Below are 13,803 nucleotides of genomic sequence, written 5' to 3'. Positions count from 1 at the left end.
CGATGGTTATTAGTTCAGCCAAGTTCCCACAGCTCCCACAGTTAATTGGTGAAAAGCGTGTCACCTTTCACCACCTCAACTGGCAATCCTACCAGCAAATCCTCCATGCTCTACCCCAGAGCCGTTCCGCCCGCCTCACCTACGATCGCGGAATTTTAGAAATCACCATGCCCCTGGAAGACCACGAATTTGCCGCCCGCCTAATTGAGCTATTTATCCGCATCCTGGTAGTTGAGATGGGGCTAAAAATCAAAACGATGGGATCGACCACCCTGGAGCGGCAAGATCTGGATCGCAGCCCCGAACCCGATAACGCCTACTATATTCAAAATCAACCCCAGGTCGCAGGCAGAACCGTCAACCTGGAGAGCGACCCCCCGCCGGATTTAGTGGTTGAAATCGACATTACCCATACCGATATTGATAAGTTTCGCTTGTATGCCAGCATGGGGGTGCCTGAATTTTGGCGTTACAACGGGCAGATCTGGCGCATTTACCAATTACAAGAGGGGCAGTACCAGGAAGTTACTGCCAGTCCAACATTTCCCTTTGTAGCAAAGGAGAAGCTTTACGAGTTTCTGGCGCTGGCAGAACAGGATGAGGTAGCAGCAGAGCAGGCATTGCGGCTCTGGGTTCAGCAGCAACGTTTAGGTTAGCCAGTGAATCCTGTTGCCGACCCTGAGCGCCATACGGGCGATCGCCCAGGCTGCGCCACCGCCCACCTGTAACCATCGCCCGACTAATCCCAATGGCAAGTATCCTGCTTTCGTTTGTGGGACAACAAGACCCCTTTGCCAAAACGGACACTGAAGGGTCGATTGTGACCTTGATCCGGCATCTGGTGGCAACTCAGCATCGGCTAAAACGGGTGTTTTTGTTGCACACCGATGCGACTAAGCAAAACGCGATCGATACCCAACATTGGCTTAGTTCCGAACAAAATTTATCTGAGGAAACGATCACAGTTATACCAGTTAGTGAAGCTCTATCTCTCGATCCAATCAACCAAAGGTTAGCGGTACAGGAGGCTCGCAGAGCGGTAGAACTTGTGCAACAGGAACAAACAGAGCAAGACACCCTGGAATTCAATGCCTCATCTGGCACACCGGCAATGAAATCCGCCTGGGGCATTTTGCAAGCATCCGGTTATGTACAACATAGTCATCTGTGGCAAGTGCGTAATCCTGAGCAGATGAAGCCTGGTCAGCTTTTAGTATTTAGAGATGATGTAAACGCTTTAAAGAATGAATTCGACTTAAAACTAATCAAGCAACAAATTCAAGATTATGACTATTCGGCGGCATTCGTCACCTTGCAGGGGAGTGACCTGGCAACTAACGCACTGACTACATTGCTTAAATATGGGCGCTGCCGACTTTCACTAGATTTTGATCGCGCCTATGATGTGTTAAATCATCAAGCCAGCAATTACCCCAAACTTAACCAGGAAATCGTTGCACTTAGTTCTAAGAAGTTGAGCGATCGCTTACAAGCTATTTCAAAGCAAGACTGGCAACGTAGGCGTGAGATGCAAGAAGCGAATGATAAGGCGCTATTGTGTGAAGCCTATTTCAAGGCGTTAGTTCGACTAAAACGAGGAGAGTACTCAGATTTTCTGGTAGATGTTTTTAGATTATTGGAAAGCATTCCTAAGTTTTTAGTACAGTACCGAGTTGGGTTGGCAATCCCTCGATCGAAAGCTGAAATAGATTCTTGTTGGGCAAAGGTGAAGCAGTTCCAACAAGGACAGCTTTATGTCTATTTGCAAACTTACCAATTTTCTAATGGTAAAAGGCTTGAGCTGGATGGGTTTATGAGTCGTTATTTGTTGATGGCGATTCTGGAGTATTTTCCTCAGTTCAATGATATTCTTCCAGCCATGCAACGACTCAATGAATATTGTGATCAGCGGAATGAATATGTACATGGATTTAAGGGAGTATCCGCGATCGACAAAGCACATGAATTGATAGCCGATTTACGAAAAGTCTTGTTAAAAGCAACTCCTGTGACTTCAGACAGTCCCTTCGATCGCTTAAATCAGCAAATTTGTGAGTTTCTTGATCGTGCAGTACAAGCGACTCAATAGTTGGGACTGTCCATCATACACAGGAAAAATTACCGAAGAAAGCCTGTACTAAAGCGAATAAGTTCCGTAGAAACCGTGAACGGAAAAGTCTTTTTGCCTTTGGAGTCTAGTTGGTAGGAGTGCAGCCTGACCGGAATTCCGAATCAATTGAGCTGCGATCGCTCTAATTACCAGCTATGAAATCGCTTTATATCTCCCAGCAAGGTTGTTATCTCTCGCTTGCGAAAGAAGTGGTCATCGTCAAGCAGGACCAAACAGTGCTAGATGAGGTGCAGTTGCCCCTGATAGAACAAATCCTGATCTTTGGGCAGTCTCAGGTCACCACTCAAGTTATCCGTGCCTGCCTGCAACGGGATATTCCCATCGTCTATCTCTCTCGTATGGGACGTTGTTACGGTAGGCTAACTCCGATTGAGCGGGGCTATCGTTACCTGACTCGTCATCAACAGGCGATCTCTGATGACGTAAGATTAACAACTGCCAAAGCGATTGTGCAGGCAAAGCTGAAAAACAGCCGTGTGATTTTGATGCGTCAGCAGCGGCGGCAAAACTCGGATGTAGCCATAAAAGCGATTCAATCACTTGAATCGTTAATTCAGCAGATAACCCACATTGATTCAGTTGAACGATTGCTGGGAATAGAAGGAGCCGGAAGTGCCAGCTATTTCTCTGCGTTTGGTGAGTGCATTAGCAATCCAGCCTTTGAGTTTAGCGGGCGATCGCGTCGTCCTCCTGGTAACCCAGTGAATGCCATGCTCAGCTTTGGCTATCAAATTCTGTGGAACCATCTGCTCAGTCTGATTGAGTTGCAAGGCTTAGACCCCTACTATGCCTGCCTGCACCAGGGAAGTGAACGCCATGCAGCACTGGCTTCAGACCTGATTGAGGAATTTCGTGCCCCAATTGTGGATTCACTGGTGCTCTACCTGATCAACAAAGGAGTGATGGACAAAGAGCATGATTTTGAGCATCGGGATGGCGGGTGCTATCTCAATGAGTCTGGACGGAAGAAGTACCTGCGGGCTTTTCTCTTACGCATGGAGGAGAAGGGGCAGGCTTCTGCAACTTCATCTCAACCTGATCATGGCTCTGAACCTGTGCGACGCTTGAGGCGACGAGTAGCAGAACGAGAGGCTGAAGGTTTGGTTGAACCAGCCCTTGATACTCAACCACGACGACTACGCCGTCGCAGTGCCCAGCTTGAAACAACCGATCAACCACGCTGGGATATTTTGACGCAGCAAGTTAAGGCATACAAACAATTTGTCTATCACCCTAACCAAATCTATCGACCTTATCTGATTCGTTAATCGACTCATCAAACCTATTATCTTTCTTGCCCCGCCATGCTTTTCTACATTGTGACCTATGATATTCCCTGCAATAAGCGGCGAAAGAAGGTATCTGACCTGTTGGAGGGTTATGGTCAGCGGGTTCAATACAGTGTCTTTGAATGTATTTTGACCCAAGCAAAATTTGAAGAGCTGCGATCGCGGTTACGGAAAAAGGTGAATGAAGAGGAGGATAGTGTGCGGCTCTATCCAATATCGCGGCACACTTTGGGGCAGGTGGAAGCTTGGGGTGGTTTACCGCTACTGAAACCCAGGGGGTCGATCATTGTTTAAGGGCTTTTCCCGCGAGGGATCTGCTCTCCAGGCTGGGATCAAGGACTGTCGTACTAAGCCTCGATCAATGATTTATCAGGGGTTTTGAAACTTTGGAATAGATGAGATAATGAAGCTGGCTCTCCTAAATCCTTATCCCTCGCAAATCCAGTTTGGACATTCGATGAAATAAGGGTTTTGAAGAGGGCAGTCCCCACTCGCTGGGGAAACCAATTGAATGGAAACGAAACCTCGGTCTGTGTAACCGATCGCTGCAATGATGTGTCGTCCCCACTCGCTGGGGAAACCAATTGAATGGAAACTCGATTTCGCAATCGATTTGATCACAGTATTCGTCTGTCCCCACTCGCTGGGGAAACCAATTGAATGGAAACCTAGGGCATTCGGCGGCTGATACCTCCGATCAGCAATCAAAGTCCCCACTCGCTGGGGAAACCAATTGAATGGAAACAGCCAAGCTTTTGACCGCATATCCAGCACAGTTTCTTCTTGAGTCCCCACTCGCTGGGGAAACCAATTGAATGGAAACGCCATCCGACTCAATCTTTTGATCTACCCCGATCAGGTTCCCGTCCCCACTCGCTGGGGAAACCAATTGAATGGAAACGCACCCAGATGCCCGCCTCGTCTGCCGGGTCGTTCCAGGCGAGTCCCCACTCGCTGGGGAAACCAATTGAATGGAAACGTATTCGGATCTGCGATATTCTGTGCAACTTTATCAAGTGGTCCCCACTCGCTGGGGAAACCAATTGAATGGAAACCTCAAGCTCTGTCACTCTTTTCTCTAAAACCGACAGCCGATGTCCCCACTCGCTGGGGAAACCAATTGAATGGAAACATAAAATAATTTCTGCCTTTCTGCCCAAGAAAGATCGAGGTCCCCACTCGCTGGGGAAACCAATTGAATGGAAACAAGATTCCCTGGTGTCCGGTACGAGTAGCTGATCCGGTAGAGGTCCCCACTCGCTGGGGAAACCAATTGAATGGAAACTCTACGACAACATCGTTAATCCCTCTACCTGCCTGAAAGAGAACAAGTCCCCACTCGCTGGGGAAACCAATTGAATGGAAACGAACCCCGTCCTCTGCTGAGTAGTAGACGACGACTCGGCGGATGCCTGTCCCCACTCGCTGGGGAAACCAATTGAATGGAAACTAATTAACTTGACTGGGAACATAGGGAATAGACTCATATCGTCCCCACTCGCTGGGGAAACCAATTGAATGGAAACCATTTGAATCGCCATCAGTATATTGAGTTCCGCCGCCGAGTCCCCACTCGCTGGGGAAACCAATTGAATGGAAACGAGATAAAAAGAAAAGACGTATTCGTAACGGATTAATGATTGTCCCCACTCGCTGGGGAAACCAATTGAATGGAAACGGCCTGATCTGGTGCGAGTAATAGTTCGACGTGTTGTCCCCACTCGCTGGGGAAACCAATTGAATGGAAACTATTGTTGATGAGAACACTAATCTAATTCCCCCTTCTGAAGTCCCCACTCGCTGGGGAAACCAATTGAATGGAAACTTCTGGAGTAATTGAAGTCTCCAATAAAGACGGACTCAAGTCCCCACTCGCTGGGGAAACCAATTGAATGGAAACGTGCCGACCCCATCAGTAGAAGCATCTGAGCCTCCACGTGTCCCCACTCGCTGGGGAAACCAATTGAATGGAAACTCCAGTCAATCGGTGTATCTCGCCAATGCTCCTTTGCCATGTCCCCACTCGCTGGGGAAACCAATTGAATGGAAACTGAGATGAAGGGGAACGACTACAAGAGGGGGAAGCCTCAAGTCCCCACTCGCTGGGGAAACCAATTGAATGGAAACATCAGAATTGATTGACCATTGGTAGATCCTGATAGTTTGAGGAAGTCCCCACTCGCTGGGGAAACTAATTGAATGGAAACAATTGAAATCGGGCGATGACCGATAGGTTTCCAGTCTTCAGGTCCCCACTCGCTGGGGAAACCAATTGAATGGAAACCGTTCTGGGTAAAGCTGATACAAATGAGCGTCGTAGGGGTCCCCACTCGCTGGGGAAACCAATTGAATGGAAACTTCGACCGACACCCTCCCCTCTCGCAGCGAACCCCAAAGCGAAGTCCCCACTCGCTGGGGAAACCAATTGAATGGAAACTTAATCCAGGCGATAGAACTAGCACTAACAGCTTTATTGTCCCCACTCGCTGGGGAAACCAATTGAATGGAAACCCAAACTCAGCCGTCCACATGGTTCCAACCTTATAAACGTCCCCACTCGCTGGGGAAACCAATTGAATGGAAACATTTCCTCAACTCCGTCAATTCCCTGGGGATTCTGGCGGTCCCCACTCGCTGGGGAAACCAATTGAATGGAAACAAGAGTAGAGCCAACCACGCCTCAAAGACTCCCCTTGAGTCCCCACTCGCTGGGGAAACCAATTGAATGGAAACTAAGCCACCTTTCCTAGACATATATTTAACGCTTCGTGTCCCCACTCGCTGGGGAAACCAATTGAATGGAAACTTGATGGGAAGAAAGCACAGTAGCGTCATAGAGATACCGACCTGGTCCCCACTCGCTGGGGAAACCAATTGAATGGAAACCTGATGACTATCTGCAAACTGGGATGAAGGACATCACTTTAGTCCCCACTCGCTGGGGAAACCAATTGAATGGAAACCTCCTGTATTTCCTGCCACTTCACTCGGACAGACACGTTTTCGTCTCCTGTGTAGCGTTAATGCTCCTGACAAACCGGGAACTCTAAACTTACTTAGACATAATGCACCCGCGATCGCTCGGAGAACTCGGCGATCGCATTTTTCTAGGTGACATTCCCATAGGCAACGGCATGGGTTGGGCAATAAGTGAGGGTACTTCTCCCACCGTGCTTACCTATGAAACTGAAAATCTTCACCCTGCTGAGCTTACTCAGCCTCTCGTTGACGTTGACATCAGGCTCCATTGCTGCCTACGCCACCAGTGATCCGGTTGATCCTTATCCAGCCTTCATTTACCCAACACGAGGCGTTCTCACCAGTGGTTATGGCTGGCGCTGGGGACGAATGCATAAAGGAATTGATATTGCTGCTGCCACAGGTACACCCATTGTTGCCGCTGCTGAGGGAACTGTCACCTTTGCAGATTGGAGTAAAGGGGGGTATGGCAATCTAGTTGAAATTCAACATACTGATGGGAGTCAAACTCTGTATGCCCATAACAGTCGGTTGTTGGTTCACAAAGGCGATTATGTAAAGCAGGGGCAGGTGATTGCACAGATGGGTAGTACAGGATACTCAACAGGTCCTCACTGCCGCTTTGAGATTCGTCTTCCGGGAAAGGGAGCCGTTAACCCGATTTCGTATCTCAACAGTTCATCTCAAAACTATGCAGCTAACCGATGAGCGGTCAGAGGGGCTGAAGTAATACTTACCTCTCTGGTTCTGGCTCTCCTGATGCAGAGAAGCTAGTTGAAGGAACGCGATCGCCAATATCCTTTGAGACAACCACCAGATCGCAAGATGCTGACGTTATGGCGTGGATAAAGCAAAGACAGGTTTTCCAGTCGTAATGACTTGTTCAATAATATCAGTCGCTCGATGCACCCCACCTGCTTGCCTAATCGCAGTTTGGAGCCTACCTGCATTCTGCCGATACGAATCTTCACGCAAAACTCGCTGTATGATTGTCCGCAGTCTGGAACTCGTCAAACTTCTTAAGCCTAATACTTCTCCGGCTCCAGTTCTGGCAAGTCGTGCTGCAATACCCGGTTGTTCATTGGTAATGGGGATGGCGACCAGGGGAACTCCGCTACTTAATGCGGCAAGAGTCGTATTCATCCCCGCATGCGTAATGACAAGTGCCGATCGATTGATGACCTGCTGGTGAGGCGCATAAGGAACAACCAATGGAGAACCTGGTAATTCACCAAGAAGATCTTGTCGCTTTGGGTTTCCAAGTGAAATTACAAGCTGTACGTTAAGTCCAACGCAGGCAGCCGCAATCGTCTGAAAGATTTCGGGTCTTCGATTTTGTAAGGTGCCCAGGGAAGCATAGACAAGCGGATCTTCTGTGAGTGATTCAAATGGAAATGAAACAGAAGGGAATGAAAGTGGCTCTACCCCAGAGGGGTCTTGGAGCGGTCCAACGTAATGAAAGCACTGAGCAAGTTTGGTCCGTGGGAAATCAAATTCAGCAGGAATCTGGCACAGTTGAGCAAGTTGAGATCCCGATTCTTCGCGGTTGTTAAATGGTAGCAAGTGCCATTGTTGACGTTGGTGGTTGACTAGCTTCCATAATGGTTGGGTCAGTTGCCGCACCAAACCATTGGCAATCTGATTGCGTAGCTGCGCCCACCAGACGGGGTGATAACCCCAGGCTGTAAACCAGGTCGGAACATTGGCTTCCTGATTGATTAACAGGGCATTACAGATTGTAATGAAGGGAATCTGCAAATAGTCTGCGATGCTGCCCCCCGCAGGGGTGGACTGGTCAACCAGCAGGGCTTCTACCCTCGCAGCGTTGAGTGCAGTGGGGGCTTCATTAAACAGCATTGAGGTTTCCCGCTCAAGCCAACTCAGAGTGAATTTTAGCCCTTCTATTCCACTGAGCTTGCCTAATCGAGAATAAAGCTGCTCTTGAGTTCCGAGTGGGAATTCCGCTTCGCCAACTTTGCAAAAATCCAACCCCGTCCTAAGGACTTGTGTTTCAATATCCGAGATTCCAAGCAAGGTAACCCGATGACCCCGACGCTGCAATTCTCGACCCAAAGAACACATCGGGTTGAGATGACCAATCGCAGCAGGACACAAAATACCAAAGTGAGTCATAAATACTCAATTAATTTTGCACTACGAAAATTAATTTTACTCCTATTAACCTGTCCACTTACTTCCTATACAACAGCGTTCTCAGTTTTGCCTGTCTCATTAAGAAATGGCTTTGAGTCGGCAGGATGTTGAAAAGATGCTGGGCATCACCCTTCAAGAGACACGGTTTTACAGGAAGCCAAAGCCGAAGGGCAACAGGAAGCCCTGATACACTTGCTTGAGCGATTGCTGACCAGACGACTCCAGCAAGAACTCCCTGAACCAGTACGATCGCAGATTGCATGCTTATCTGACCCCCAACTGGAAGAATTGGGTGAGGCGTTATTGGACTTTACCAACCTGAGCGACTTGCAGGACTGGTTAGAAATTCAGTCTGTCACTTAGCCTAACCGCGTATACACATCTTGCTTGATCAGAAAACGGATGCTTAATGCGCTTCCTAAACCCTGATTTCGTAGGCTATTCTCAATAGCTCTTGATTGTTGGGAATTCTAGAATTTGTAAAAGTCTTATCTAGTGAGGGTTTCAAGAGATGTGTAAGTTGAAGCTGGACTTACTGAATACACGGCGGTCACTTAGCTGAAGGAACGGGGTCAGAGGCATCCACCCGATCGCGCAACTGCCTGAGTTCCTGGTTAAGTCCCTGCTGGCGTTGAATCAATTGTTTCAACTCAGTTTTCGTTGCAAAGTTTCCTTGTCTCAGGGGTGAAGACACTTCATTTAAGCAAGCCTCTAACCCAACCGCAAATTCGTAACGGGTAACCGGGTGGTTGCCCTCAGTAGAGGTTTGAGGATAGCTGGATAGGCAATTCAACAACTGTCTGGCATCGGGTGACAGCGGTTGTTGCGCCAGCACTTGTAGGGGAGCGATCGCCGCCAGCGTTGTGATTGTGTTCAGAACCAGGGAGTGTAGAAGTTTCATAGGGTCACGGTGATCAAAGCAAACCTCCCTCCAGGTTAACTAATTACCATCGCTGCCAGCTTTTGATACTTCCGCTCCAGCACTGCCAACCGCTTATTCATGGAAGTGATAGATTCCACATCCGTTTTGCCCAAATAAGCGGCGATCGCTTCCTGCACAACTTCACTTTCACTCTTTCCTGCCTGCTGGCAAAGCTCCTGAATCTGGATTTTCCAGCTATGGGGAATACGTGCCCCCACCATTGGCTTCTGTCCGTCGCTCATGTTATCCCTGCAATCCTGGCTAATTGTTTTCAGTTAGAGTGCCCAGCCTTTTCATAGCCTGCTCAACTGCAAACTTCGTTAACCGGGTTGACCCTGACCAGACGCAAACCTGCCTCTTTTCTCTGGTTGCAATAAGGGGGGGTACGTTTGCATTAAAGCGGGTAATTCCAGGGGGGACTGTGACAGTTCCAGGGGGAACTACGAAATATTGGGCGTTGTGGGTCTTACATCGGGAAACCTTGTTTTCCCGGTGTAGAATCTCTGTACTGGTGTATTGAGATGAATTGTGAAAATTGCAGGGCATGGTCAAGCCAAAATTTTGACTCAAGAAGAAATTGATCGATTGTTTGAGGTTGGACTAACGACTGATCGCGATCGCGCCTTGTTTGGGGTGTGTCTTTACACCGGATGCCGCATTAGTGAATCCTGCTCTCTCCTGGCAGCCGATGTATATGGGGCAAATGGGCAGGGTTAGACCCAGAATCACCCTACGCAAGGCAAACACCAAAGGGAAACAGGCTACTCGTTCAATTCCAACCCATCCGGCGCTGGCTCACCTGCTGGAGCAACATTATCCAACCGCCGGTGAGATGTATTTGTTTCCAGGACGGCATCAGCGCGGGCATGTCCATCCCGACTCAGCCGCTGCCATCCTAAGAGACGCTTTGTTAACCGTTCAGGTTGAAGGTGCCAGCACTCACAGCTTTCGACGAACCGCACTCACCCGGCTGTCTAATGCCGGGGTGCCCTTGAGAGTCATTCAGCAAATATCAGGACATCGTACCCTTTCAGAGCTACAGCGCTATCTAGAAGTGACTGAGCGGCAGGTAGAAGATGCGATCGCTTACCTGTAAAGAAGCTGTTGTAATTTTACGAAAATGCACCTTTACCATTGTCATGACGGAATTTTACTGTCCTAGAAGACGATTAAGATCCAGTAATCTGCCGAAACCAATTGGCATAAGGAATCTGCCCAACTCCAAATGCTCTGGACTTTCAGGTTTGTAGTGAACCCAGAAGGAAAGTTTTGGCGGTAAGCCTACGACTGTACCAAAACCTTCAAATCGGTAATCGGAATTTCCTGGAATGTCAGGATTTCCACTCTCGTTAATTGGAAAGGCAGGAGGCAATCCCTTATCTAAACAAGCCTGGTTGATTTGATCAACGGTTTTGCGAGAATTTGCCAGCGCTTCCAATAAAATTTTGACTACACTAAGTGTTGAAATAGACATAATATAAATATCCTCAAGCACTCGCTCCATAAGCACTTCAAGTCACTTTAAAAGGGTTTCTGAAGCCATATAAAGTGAGCTTTCTATTTTCGCTTAAGCCTGGAAATGGGAAATTTCCAAGAATCCCTAAAAATCTCAAAAGCCAGTTTTTCATCCATATAAAGTGGCTGATTAGACTCTTTGGCGTTGCACCTTCTAGTTGAGTTATAGATTGCTTCAAGTCAGCCTTATAGTACCCTCAAGGGTTATTATTAGATGTTTGAGTAACGAAGGCTAACCACATTGTAGTTTTTTGTTTTATAGCAGTAAGCAACCGTTGAATAAGACTGCTTGAGAGATTAAAAAAGCTATCTATCTTTAAAAGGTACCCTTAAAGGTAATCGACACATTAAAGCAAACTTTTCAGAATTAAGTTATAGCTGAAAGCGATCGTCGCCCTGGCTGTTCCCTTTAATGTCTACTGGATTCTGGGAGTGAAAGTCATTTCAACCCTATGATGTGACATCACACTTCAGCCTGGTAAGTCTAGGGTCGCAACTGGTAGAAGTAACTGGGACTGATGGAAGCGATCTGTTCAGACAAGCGATCGTAGTGTTTCTTCGTGTTTATTTAGTCGGCTTTTGCTGCTTCAACAGAGTTACCAAAATTATCATTTCCCCAAGAATTCAAGCCGAATTACTACAGCTATCAACCGTTTAAGTAGACATTTCCACACTCGCAGCAACCGGGTGGCTCAATGTCTTTTCAGTTAAATATCTCAAATTTAGAGAGGTCTATATTCATGCTTAATGGTTTTCGGATTGCAGTTGGCTGCACCCTGTCCCCAGTCCTGGCAGTGGGAATGGTTGCAGGCGCGGTACAAGCACAAGACTTCAATGATCCGACCTCCATCGCCTGGAAGTTTGGTTACGGTCTAACTGATGCCGCCTATTCTAAAGCCTGGGAGGACTACAAGAAACAAGGTTTCATCCCCATCGACATTGAAATGGACAATGGCGGTGCCACCTACTCCGGTGTCTGGCAGAAGAATACAGATGGGCGCGACTGGGTGAGTTGGCGACGGCTGACTGACGAACAATTTCACAAAAACTGGGACGAGTATCGTAAGAAGGGCTATCGCCCAATTGATCAGGATGCAGAAGTAATTGGTGGAAAACTCCTCTATTCCCTGGTCATGGTGGAGAACAAGGAAAGACTTGATTGGATCTCGAACCGTAACCTCACTAGTCAGCAATTCGCCGAAAAATTTGCGGCAAATAAAGCGAAGTACAAACCGATTGATATTGACGCGATCGAAGTAGGCGGGAAGATGCTTTATTCGATCATCTGGGTTGAAAATAAATCGAATCAGGGCTGGATCGAGCTTCGTGATATGACACCGGATGGCTATGGTCAGAAGTTTGAGGAACATCGCCAACAGGGCTATCGAGTTGCCGATCTCGATTGCTACAAGCGCAATGGCAAACTGACTTATGCTGCAATCTGGGAGAAAAACCAACCGGGGAGGGGATGGGCTGCGCTGCGCCAGATGTCTGCCCAAAGCTTGCGCAACAATTGGCATAAGTATTCTGATCAAGGTATGCGCATCGTTGATATTGAAAGCTGCCCTGCAATCAACGGTAGTGGTACAGAATACGCCGCCGTTTGGCGCGAGAATGAGGATCGCTTTGATTGGTCCGGGCGTGAACAAGCCGAGAAGGAGCTATCGGACTACGCCAGCAAACCAGGAACTCCTGGCGTTGGTGCTGCCATCATCCGTAATGGTCGTGTTATCTTCCGTGGTGGGGCAGGCTTTGCAGATAAGGACAAGAACATTACTGCCCATAGTGGCACCATCTATCGCCTCGCTTCTGTAGCCAAAGCTGTGACTGGCACTTTGGCATACGATCTTGAACAAGCGGGAATCATTAATCTAGACAATCGCACTGACACAATCCTTTCTGGGCTGGGGACACAGCACCTTCATACTGTGCGGCAATTGCTACAGAATACGGGTTGTGTGAAGCATTACACGAGTGATGGATTTAACGACAACAGCACCCAGGTTCAATACAATACTGCTCTGGCAGCCTTAAATAACCATATGGGTGGAGCGATGAAAACCAATTCCTGGATCATTTCAGGGTGTTCGCCTGGAACGCGGAACTATTCCACCCACGGCTATACGCTTGCCGCCGCCGCGCTAGAGGATCGAGCAAATACGTCCTTTGCCAATTTAATCAAGACCCGGATTGCTGACCCATTGGGACTCGAAACGCTGCGGGTCGAAATACGCTCAACTCCGGATTCCTCAGGTGAGCGAGCGACAATCATTTCTGATGGCACCAAGGTGAGCAAATCGGAATTTGAGAATGTTAGTTGGAAGGCAGGTGGTAGCGGGATGGAATCCTCCGCACTGGACCTTGCTTTGTTTGGTGATGGGGTTCTGCGCAACCGCTATTTCCCGCAAGCTACCCGCGATGTTATGTGGAGTGGGGGAACTGGCAATGGACGTGCCAATGGGTGGACCTTAAATGCAGGGGCAACCCAAGCAACAAAGGGTGGCGACAACCAGGGATCTGATTCGCACATTCGCATTGATGTTGCCAACGGGATAACTGTTGTTGCTTTGACAAACACTAATCCCCCACCTGATGAAACCAGTACGCTGACGCAAAAGCTCCTGACCATCGCACTCTCTAACCCGTAAGGCAGGTTGGGCAGACTACGCCGGATTGTATTGACTGAGCTTTTTCATGGCTAAGGCTGTTCGCTGAATCAAGCACCTGGGCACACTGAGCTTTACAAATTTTGTAAGCACGCCTGATGATAAGTACCCGGTCACTATGGCTTGTGATCGGGCTTTTTGCTGAAA

The 13,803-nt window shown here is 48.2% G+C and carries 13 protein-coding genes and 1 CRISPR repeat array; of the genes, 9 read left to right on the top strand and 4 right to left on the bottom strand.

The features are described from left to right. The first annotated feature begins 2 nt into the window (after positions 1 to 2). From AC1S52_RS08505 to AC1S52_RS08485, 5 genes are all read left to right on the top strand, one after another. Entirely contained in the window at positions 3 to 656 is a 654-nt protein-coding gene (locus tag AC1S52_RS08505; protein WP_482028597.1) for a Uma2 family endonuclease, read from the top strand. A 92-nt stretch (positions 657 to 748) separates the two neighbouring features. Beyond that, positions 749 to 2,089, top strand: coding sequence for a hypothetical protein (locus AC1S52_RS08500; protein WP_482028596.1), 1,341 nt, complete (start codon positions 749 to 751; stop codon positions 2,087 to 2,089). A gap of 176 nt (positions 2,090 to 2,265) precedes the next feature. After that, entirely contained in the window at positions 2,266 to 3,399 is a 1,134-nt protein-coding gene (cas1, locus tag AC1S52_RS08495; RefSeq protein ID WP_482028595.1) for a CRISPR-associated endonuclease Cas1, read from the top strand. 36 nt (positions 3,400 to 3,435) lie between these two features. Continuing rightward, positions 3,436 to 3,714 carry a CRISPR-associated endonuclease Cas2 gene (cas2, locus tag AC1S52_RS08490; protein ID WP_482028594.1) on the top strand — a complete coding sequence of 93 codons (279 nt, stop codon included), beginning with the start codon at positions 3,436 to 3,438 and terminating at the stop codon, positions 3,712 to 3,714. 189 nt (positions 3,715 to 3,903) lie between these two features. Then, a CRISPR array of direct repeats spans positions 3,904 to 6,383; the repeat unit is 36 nt; unit sequence GTCCCCACTCGCTGGGGAAACCAATTGAATGGAAAC. A 217-nt stretch (positions 6,384 to 6,600) separates the two neighbouring features. Beyond that, positions 6,601 to 7,107, top strand: a complete 507-nt coding sequence (locus AC1S52_RS08485) for a M23 family metallopeptidase (protein ID WP_482028593.1) — start codon at positions 6,601 to 6,603, stop codon at positions 7,105 to 7,107. A gap of 126 nt (positions 7,108 to 7,233) precedes the next feature. Here the strand turns inward: AC1S52_RS08485 and AC1S52_RS08480 are convergent, their stop codons facing one another. After that, on the bottom strand, positions 7,234 to 8,532 hold the full coding sequence (locus AC1S52_RS08480; protein ID WP_482028592.1) for a glycosyltransferase: 1,299 nt from the start codon (positions 8,530 to 8,532) through the stop codon (positions 7,234 to 7,236). A 213-nt stretch (positions 8,533 to 8,745) separates the two neighbouring features. Here AC1S52_RS08480 and AC1S52_RS08475 point away from each other — a divergent pair, with 213 nt between their 5' ends. Next, positions 8,746 to 8,916, top strand: coding sequence for a DUF4351 domain-containing protein (locus tag AC1S52_RS08475; protein ID WP_482028591.1), 171 nt, complete (start codon positions 8,746 to 8,748; stop codon positions 8,914 to 8,916). A gap of 187 nt (positions 8,917 to 9,103) precedes the next feature. Here the strand turns inward: AC1S52_RS08475 and AC1S52_RS08470 are convergent, their stop codons facing one another. After that, entirely contained in the window at positions 9,104 to 9,454 is a 351-nt protein-coding gene (locus AC1S52_RS08470; RefSeq protein WP_482028590.1) for a hypothetical protein, read from the bottom strand. Between the two features lie 35 nt (positions 9,455 to 9,489). Continuing rightward, positions 9,490 to 9,717 carry a hypothetical protein gene (locus AC1S52_RS08465; RefSeq protein WP_482028589.1) on the bottom strand — a complete coding sequence of 76 codons (228 nt, stop codon included), beginning with the start codon at positions 9,715 to 9,717 and terminating at the stop codon, positions 9,490 to 9,492. Positions 9,718 to 10,003: 286 nt separating this feature from the next. Between AC1S52_RS08465 and AC1S52_RS08460 the strand changes: the two genes are divergently transcribed. After that, on the top strand, positions 10,004 to 10,192 hold the full coding sequence (locus tag AC1S52_RS08460; protein ID WP_482028588.1) for a hypothetical protein: 189 nt from the start codon (positions 10,004 to 10,006) through the stop codon (positions 10,190 to 10,192). After that, the gene (locus AC1S52_RS08455; protein WP_482028587.1) at positions 10,137 to 10,571 is read left to right on the top strand and encodes a tyrosine-type recombinase/integrase; all 435 of its coding nucleotides are present in this window, start codon (positions 10,137 to 10,139) and stop codon (positions 10,569 to 10,571) included. The genes AC1S52_RS08460 and AC1S52_RS08455 overlap by 56 nt, the downstream gene beginning before the upstream one ends. A gap of 54 nt (positions 10,572 to 10,625) precedes the next feature. On the opposite strand, the gene AC1S52_RS08450 is transcribed toward AC1S52_RS08455, so the two are convergent. Further along, positions 10,626 to 10,949 carry a hypothetical protein gene (locus AC1S52_RS08450; RefSeq protein WP_482028586.1) on the bottom strand — a complete coding sequence of 108 codons (324 nt, stop codon included), beginning with the start codon at positions 10,947 to 10,949 and terminating at the stop codon, positions 10,626 to 10,628. A gap of 781 nt (positions 10,950 to 11,730) precedes the next feature. Here AC1S52_RS08450 and AC1S52_RS08445 point away from each other — a divergent pair. After that, on the top strand, positions 11,731 to 13,638 hold the full coding sequence (locus tag AC1S52_RS08445; RefSeq protein ID WP_482028585.1) for a serine hydrolase: 1,908 nt from the start codon (positions 11,731 to 11,733) through the stop codon (positions 13,636 to 13,638). The last annotated feature ends 165 nt before the right edge of the window (positions 13,639 to 13,803 follow it).

The sequence above is a fragment of the Kovacikia sp. CALU 1929 genome, from assembly GCF_056784235.1.
This window is presented reverse-complemented; position numbering and strand designations above follow the sequence as displayed.

Excerpts from the sequence above, each read along its gene's own strand:
- cas2 (WP_482028594.1), top strand. The coding sequence starts at position 3,436 with ATGCTTTTCTACATTGTGACCTATGATATTCCCTGCAATAAGCGGCGA.
- AC1S52_RS08500 (WP_482028596.1), top strand. The coding sequence starts at position 749 with ATGGCAAGTATCCTGCTTTCGTTTGTGGGACAACAAGACCCCTTTGCC.
- cas1 (WP_482028595.1), top strand. The coding sequence starts at position 2,266 with ATGAAATCGCTTTATATCTCCCAGCAAGGTTGTTATCTCTCGCTTGCG.
- AC1S52_RS08470 (WP_482028590.1), bottom strand. The coding sequence starts at position 9,454 with ATGAAACTTCTACACTCCCTGGTTCTGAACACAATCACAACGCTGGCG.
- AC1S52_RS08485 (WP_482028593.1), top strand. The coding sequence starts at position 6,601 with ATGAAACTGAAAATCTTCACCCTGCTGAGCTTACTCAGCCTCTCGTTG.
- AC1S52_RS08505 (WP_482028597.1), top strand. The coding sequence starts at position 3 with ATGGTTATTAGTTCAGCCAAGTTCCCACAGCTCCCACAGTTAATTGGT.
- AC1S52_RS08480 (WP_482028592.1), bottom strand. The coding sequence starts at position 8,532 with ATGACTCACTTTGGTATTTTGTGTCCTGCTGCGATTGGTCATCTCAAC.
- AC1S52_RS08465 (WP_482028589.1), bottom strand. The coding sequence starts at position 9,717 with ATGAGCGACGGACAGAAGCCAATGGTGGGGGCACGTATTCCCCATAGC.
- AC1S52_RS08445 (WP_482028585.1), top strand. The coding sequence starts at position 11,731 with ATGCTTAATGGTTTTCGGATTGCAGTTGGCTGCACCCTGTCCCCAGTC.
- AC1S52_RS08450 (WP_482028586.1), bottom strand. The coding sequence starts at position 10,949 with ATGTCTATTTCAACACTTAGTGTAGTCAAAATTTTATTGGAAGCGCTG.